The organism is Roseateles sp. PN1, assembly GCF_038419725.1.
Lineage (GTDB): Bacteria > Pseudomonadota > Gammaproteobacteria > Burkholderiales > Burkholderiaceae_C > Paucibacter_A.
This window is the reverse complement of record NZ_JBCARA010000009.1, coordinates 239,137-245,513: the sequence shown is the minus strand read 5'-3', so window position 1 is coordinate 245,513 and position 6,377 is coordinate 239,137. Positions and strand designations below refer to the sequence as shown.

The 6,377-nt window shown below is 59.8% G+C and carries 4 protein-coding genes and 3 tRNA genes; 1 reads left to right on the top strand and 6 read right to left on the bottom strand.

Going from position 1 to position 6,377, the window contains the following annotated elements:
• From AABB87_RS15570 to AABB87_RS15555, 4 genes are all read right to left on the bottom strand, one after another.
• Positions 1 to 101 (bottom strand): GTP-binding protein (locus tag AABB87_RS15570; RefSeq protein WP_341972101.1); only part of this gene is annotated, 101 nt, incomplete at its 3' end.
• Between the two features lie 61 nt (positions 102 to 162).
• A tRNA-Thr gene (locus tag AABB87_RS15565) sits at positions 163 to 237 on the bottom strand.
• Between the two features lie 84 nt (positions 238 to 321).
• Positions 322 to 395: transfer RNA gene (locus AABB87_RS15560), tRNA-Gly, on the bottom strand.
• 84 nt (positions 396 to 479) lie between these two features.
• Positions 480 to 565 (bottom strand) — tRNA-Tyr (locus tag AABB87_RS15555).
• A 420-nt stretch (positions 566 to 985) separates the two neighbouring features.
• Between AABB87_RS15555 and AABB87_RS15550 the strand changes: the two genes are divergently transcribed.
• On the top strand, positions 986 to 3,667 hold the full coding sequence (locus AABB87_RS15550) for a TonB-dependent receptor (protein ID WP_341972092.1): 2,682 nt from the start codon (positions 986 to 988) through the stop codon (positions 3,665 to 3,667).
• Between the two features lie 285 nt (positions 3,668 to 3,952).
• Here AABB87_RS15550 and AABB87_RS15545 read toward each other — a convergent pair whose 3' ends face one another.
• Together AABB87_RS15545 and AABB87_RS15540 are read right to left on the bottom strand one after the other, a co-directional pair.
• Positions 3,953 to 4,687 (bottom strand): DUF6445 family protein, encoded by a 735-nt coding sequence (locus tag AABB87_RS15545; protein WP_341972091.1) that lies wholly within the window; start codon positions 4,685 to 4,687, stop codon positions 3,953 to 3,955.
• Between the two features lie 130 nt (positions 4,688 to 4,817).
• Complete coding sequence (locus tag AABB87_RS15540) at positions 4,818 to 6,359, bottom strand: tryptophan halogenase family protein (protein ID WP_341972090.1); 1,542 nt, start codon at positions 6,357 to 6,359, stop codon at positions 4,818 to 4,820.
• Positions 6,360 to 6,377: the final 18 nt, after the last annotated feature.

The window sequence follows — 6,377 nt, the reverse complement described above, 5'->3', positions numbered from 1 at the left end:
GTTGCGATTGCAGCCGTCAGCGTGGTCTTGCCATGGTCAACGTGACCGATGGTGCCGACGTTGACGTGCGGCTTGGTACGTTCAAACTTGCTCTTTGCCATTTCTGCGCTCCTGCTAGGGAATCTGATCAGACTTCAGGAAAACATTACGAGAGAAAAGCGGTGGTGCCCATGACGCGGATCGAACGCGTGACCTCTCCCTTACCAAGGGAGTGCTCTACCACTGAGCCACATGGGCATCGACACAGATTTGCAGACCACTTAATTCAGACAACCCGAATCAGCAAATCTGTACCGACGACTTTTACAACCAAACATCAACTGGAGCGGGAGACGGGAATCGAACCCGCGTGATCAGCTTGGAAGGCTGGAGTTCTACCATTGAACTACTCCCGCGCAGGAGCCTTACTCTTCTCGCCACCTTTGATGACCGAGTCGCCGGAATTTCCAGCGACTCGAATCAAGCGATGCGTTTTGCCTTGGTGGAGGAGGCTGGATTCGAACCAGCGTACTCGTAAGAGGGCAGATTTACAGTCTGCTGCCATTAACCACTCGGCCACCCCTCCGAGGCAAGCCCGCAACTATAGCACAGCATTTTTGCAGTGCCAAAGACTTTTTGAAAAAAGTCTTCAGGCGCTACATCCAGCCTGTGCCGCCACGGGTGCCGACAAGCCTCCATCTTAGCAGAGACGAAAGCGACCCTCGCAGCAATACCAGTCAACTACCAAGATTTTTGTTGCGGATTCCTTGTGTTCACCCTCATTGCCCTTAGCGACTAGCCCTTGGTGTGGCAGTTACGCCGCGTTTCAGGGAAAACACGGCCCTTAAATTGGTAGCAAAGTGGCACTAGCCAGCCGTATAGTGGCATGGCATTGGTTGCATTGGTAGACATGGTGGGATCAAGCGGGACTCATTGAACACATGAGGAACAGCTTGATTCCTTTGGAAACTGGCCAGTTTCGAATCACTTGGCCACATCGAGGAGCATGAAGTTGAAGATCCAAAAGAATCCGATCGCCGCCGCGGTCACGATGACGCTGCTGGGGTTCGCGCTGACAGCGCAAGCACAACAAGCTGAACAAAAGCCCGCCACTGAATCCGCCCAGCTTGAGGCCGTGGTGGTGACTGGTATCCGCGCTTCGCTGCAATCCGCAGCGAACATCAAGAAGAACGCCACTGCAGTGGTGGACGCCATCTCGGCGGAAGACATCGGCAAGCTGCCCGACACCGACGTCGGCCAGTCCCTGGGTCGCATTCCTGGCGTGACCGTGGGCCGCGACTTCGGCGTTGGCGCTTCGGTGTCCATCCGCGGTACCGACCCGCAAATGACCTACACGACGCTGAACGGCCAAACCGTGGCGTCGACTGGCTGGTATGACCAGAAGGACATCGACCGTTCCTTCAACTATTCCCTGCTGCCTTCCGAACTGATCGGCGGCATGGAGGTCTACAAGTCCTCGCAAGCCGACCTGACCGAAGGCGGCATTGGCGGCACCGTGATCGTCAAGACCCGCAAGCCGCTGGAGCAAGCTGCTGGCACCGCCTTCCTGAGCGCCAAGTTCGGCAAGGGCACCATCAGCGACACGACCAAGGACGCTTCGGGCCTGTACAGCTGGCGCAATGAATCCAAGACCTTCGGCGTGCTGGTTGCCGGCGGTATTGAGAAGACCAACTACATCCGCCGCGGTGTTGAGTCCGACATGCGCTGGTCGGGCGACGTTTCGCCCACCACCTTCGTGCAGGACCGCGAACGCAAGGCCATGAATGTGACCTTGCAAGCACGTCCGGCCGACGGCCTGGAGCTGGGCCTGAACTATCTGCACCTGAACGTCGATGCAGACAACTCGAACACCAGCCACTACATCTTCACCGGCAACGTCGCCTCTGACTGCACGAAGACCAACCCGGTCAACGGCCTGTGCGTGGTGAGCACCCGCCCCACTGCGGACTTCAACAAGCACAACATCTTCCTGCAGAACTGGGCCCGCTCGGCTTCGATGAGCTCGGACAGCCTGGTGCTGGACGGTACTTACAAGCGCGACGGCTTCAAGCTGACCGCTACCGGCGGCACCACCAAGGCTGAAGGCGGCACGAACCAAACTGCCAACTTCGCCTACGGCCAGTTCACGCCTGACTTCAGCAAGGGTGAGCCGGCTCACACCGTCGCCCCGGGCAAGCTGCCTTACTGGACCGGCACCATCGACCTCACCGGCAACAAGCCTGTGATCTCGCCTTCGTCCAACCAGAACATCGGCGTTGGCAATCTGCCTACCAAGTCGGGTCCTGAGCTGTGGGCCAACGGCCGCGGTCCGAACAAGGACAAGGAAAACTTCTTCCAGACCGACGCGACCTTTGACCTGAACAGCGGCGTCATCACCGCCTTCAAGACCGGTATCCGCCTGACCGACCACACCTTCACCAAGACCGGTGAGCGCGGTCTGCGCCCCACCGCCGTCACCTCGGTGGACACGGGCTCCCTGTACAACGGCTCCCTCGATGTGGTGGGCGGCTGGTCGGTGCCTAAGCCAAACATCGGCGCCATGCTGTCCGCAGCACGCGCCAATGTCACAGGCTGGGTCGAAGACCGCTCCGCCTACGGCGAGTTGAACGAGAAGAACCAAGCCGCTTACGGCATGCTGGACTTTGAATCGGGCAAGTTGCACGGTAACGTCGGCCTGCGCTATGTTCACACCAAGGCCACCGCCACCGGCTATGTGTTTGACGGCACCAAGTGGTCGGGCAGCTGGGCCAACGACGCCGAGCAAAACAATGGCTGGGGCAAGGGCAAGACCAGCCAGTCGGCCAGCTACAGCGACTGGCTGCCTAGCCTGAACGCCGCCTACGACCTGGAGAAGAACACCATCGTGCGCTTCGCCGCGGCTCAGGCGATCACCCGCCCGAACTTCGCCAATATGTTCAACGCCTCGGTGGTTGGCTTTGCTGATACCAACAAGAGCAATGACACCTTCAACTACGGCACGCCCGCACTGAAGCCCCAGAAGTCGACTCAGTTCGACCTGGGCCTTGAGTACTACTACGGCCGTGGCAACCTGGTGTCGGCTGCTGTGTTCTACAAGAGCATCGACAACTTCATCACCACCGAGACTCAGCTGAACCAAAAGGTTGGCGTGGTCAGCCCTGACACCGGCGTGGACAGCTGGACCATCAACCGCTACGTCAACGCAGGTGGCGGCAAGATCAAGGGCTTCGAGTTGCAGGCCAACCATGCCTTCAACAACGGCTTCGGTACCGCTGCTAACTACACCTACTCCGACGCATCGGCCCCGGCCAGCTCCTACCAGGATCAGCTGAACCTGTTCACCCTGTCGTCCAAGCACAACGCCAACTTGGTGGGCTACTACGAGGACTCCACCTACTCGGCACGTCTGGCCTACAACTGGCGTTCGAAGTACATGGTTCGCGAGAGCGGCTGGTACGGCAACCGTATGCACGACGCCTACGGCAGCCTGGATCTGAGCCTGGGCTGGAACATCACCAAGCAGTTGCGCCTGTCCCTGGACGCCGCCAACCTGCTGAAGGCTGATGACATCCAGTACGGTGCCGCAGATGCCGCCAGCAGCGTGCGTCCTTCGCTGAAGGCTGGCTTCCCGACCTGGTACTTCCAGGGCGAGACCACCTACCGCGTTGGCCTGAGCGCCAAGTTCTGATCAGGCAGTAGATAGCCTGTAACAGCAAAAAGCCCGGCATAAGCCGGGCTTTTTTTATTCTGCGCCGACCTGCGGCGGGTGGGTGGGCACATCCGCTGATGACTGATCCGCTCGGGCAACGCATAGGTGAGGAGGTCCATCACCTCACCGCGTCATCCAAGCCCAAAAAACTAGTCATCCACTCCGGCGAAGTGAATGCGGCGGCGCAATGGGCTTGAGACTTCACTGGTGACTTCGCGCACCTAGGACCCATTGGGGCGCCAAGCAAGCTTGGTTTAACTCCGCTCAATCGAGGGTGGCGCTTGCAGCAAGTCCGAAATCGTAAAAAGTATTGAGCGTCAGGCGCCCGGTGCGTGGGTCGCTATTGATGCTGCGCGCGGGATTGATGCAGGCGCTGTGCAGCAGGCTGCCGGGGTAGACCACTAGGCGATTGAAGCGCGCCGGGATCATGCCCAGGAAGCTGAATTGCTCGTCCCCGCGGTCGAAGTAACGCTGCGCCGGCAGGCGGCGATTGATCTCTTCGTAGTACACGTCCAGATACTGCTCGCGAGTCTCGGGCGTGATCTGCTGCAGCCCCGTGGCCTTGTGGCGATAGAAGCCGGTGCCGCCATGCTGCTCGCCACAAAGATAAAGCAGCACGGCCATGTGATGCGGCGTGCTGGCATCAAAGTGCGGGGTGCATTGCAAGGGCCCCATGTCCTGCGGCTGGGTGGTGGTGAGCGAGAAGGCACAAATGCTCTTGCGCAGCGGCAAGTCCTCGGGCACCTGGAAATTCACTTTGATCAAGGGCTCAAGCAGCTCAGTCAAATTGGCCGAATAGGCCGCCGGCGCCTCGGCCCGAATGCCGGGGTAGCCTTTTTTGTTCACTTGCCCCGGATAAGGCTCAAAACGGCTCTGGCAGGCCTGCTCCAACAAAGCCTGGGGGTCTTCCAAGAAGTTGTCGATAAAGACCACTTGGTGATCGCCCACTTTGACCGATCGGATATCAGGCGGCATGCGAATGGAAAAAGCGTCGGTCATGGCGAGTCGAAGGAGTTGAGGCGCTCTGGGAGCTTGGCGCACAGCATCATGCTGAGCGAACTGTAGGTCGTTTCCGGCGCGGCCCGCTCGGCCCTTGCACAAGGACAGGTGCAATTCGCGGACATGCTGCTCAGCGCCCGGCAGGCCCCGCCGATGCACGGTAGGCCGCCAAGAAGCCGTCCAGCCAATCACGCTGTGGCATCAGCTCAGCCCCGAGTTGGCGCGTGTGCTGGCGCACCTTGTCTAACTCACGCGCAAACACCTGCTCCTCATACGCTGTCATACGCTTGGGGCGGGTTTTGAAGCGCATGCCGTAAAGCACGAACAGGTAGTTGTCGACGTCGAACAGATCGAAGCGGCTGAAGAAATCGCTCTTCTTTGGCGCATGCTGCTGCCACAGCGCCAGGCGCTCGCTCAGCACCTCGGAGCGCGGCGCCTCCAGGGTCGCGCGGCGCCAGAAGTCCGAGTCACGGCGGTCCGAGATGCAGTAGTGCAGTTGCACAAAGTCCATCACCCGCTCCCAGGTGTAGCTGACGACCTTGTTGCAGTAATCCGCCGCCACCGACATCTGCGCTTTGTCGGGCACGAAATTGCGTGCGAACAACTCAGCAGCAAAGTCGGTGACGAAAATGGAAGTAGCCTCCAAGGGCTCAACAAAGCCTTGGGCCAGACCGAGCGCCACCGCGTTCTTGCACCAGAACTTCTCGCGATAGCCGATGCGCATGGGAATCTTGCGCGGTGACAGCTTGTCCTCGTCAACACCCAGATAGGTCGACAAACCCTGCAGCGCAGCGGCCTCACTCAGGTGCTGACTGGCGTACACAAAACCCACACCGCGGCGATTGGTCAGCGGAATGTCCCACAGCCAACCTGCCGAATGCGCCTTGGCCAAGGTGTAGGGCGGAATGGGCGCGTCATCGGCGGTCGGGATTTGCACGGCCAGCGCACTGTCCGTGAGGATTTGCGCCGACTTATCGACAAAAGGCACCTTGAGCAATTTGCCCAGAATCAGTGAGTGGAAGCCCGAGCAGTCCACATAAAAGTCGTACTGCAGGCGCTCGCCGTCCTGAGTGATCAGCACATCAACCTCGCCCTGGGCATTGAGCTGCGCGTCGACGATGGTGGCCTGCTTGTGCTGGACGCCCAGCTTGTCGCGGGCGTTCTTGGCCAGCAACCGGCCGAACTTCACCGCATTGAAGTGATAGGCGTAATTCAGCGGGCCTTCGAAGGGCGGCGAAGACACCCGCTTGGGCGACTTCATCGCATCCGCCAAGGCCGGCACTTCGCAGACCGACTCGAACGCCATGGTCTCGGCATGCTTCAAGTAAAGCGAAGTCACGTCGATGCCAGACGGGTAAGGCGAGGCAAAGGGGTGGTAGTAGGCGTTCGCGCTGGGCGCCGATGTGGGCGCCAGCCAATCGACGAACTTGATGCCGACCTTGAAGGTGGCATCACAAGTGGCAAGCAACTCGGCCTCCGAGATGCCGAACTTCTGCAGCGATTTGCGAATCTGCGGCACGGTGCCCTCGCCCACACCGATGATGCCGATCTCGGGCGATTCAATCACCGTGATGCTGATGCCGGTTTCGGCCCGCAACTCCACCGCCAGGTGGTTGGCCGCCAGCCAACCGGCCGTGCCGCCGCCGATGATTGCGATGCTTTTGACTGTCATGCTCTTGCCCCGATACGC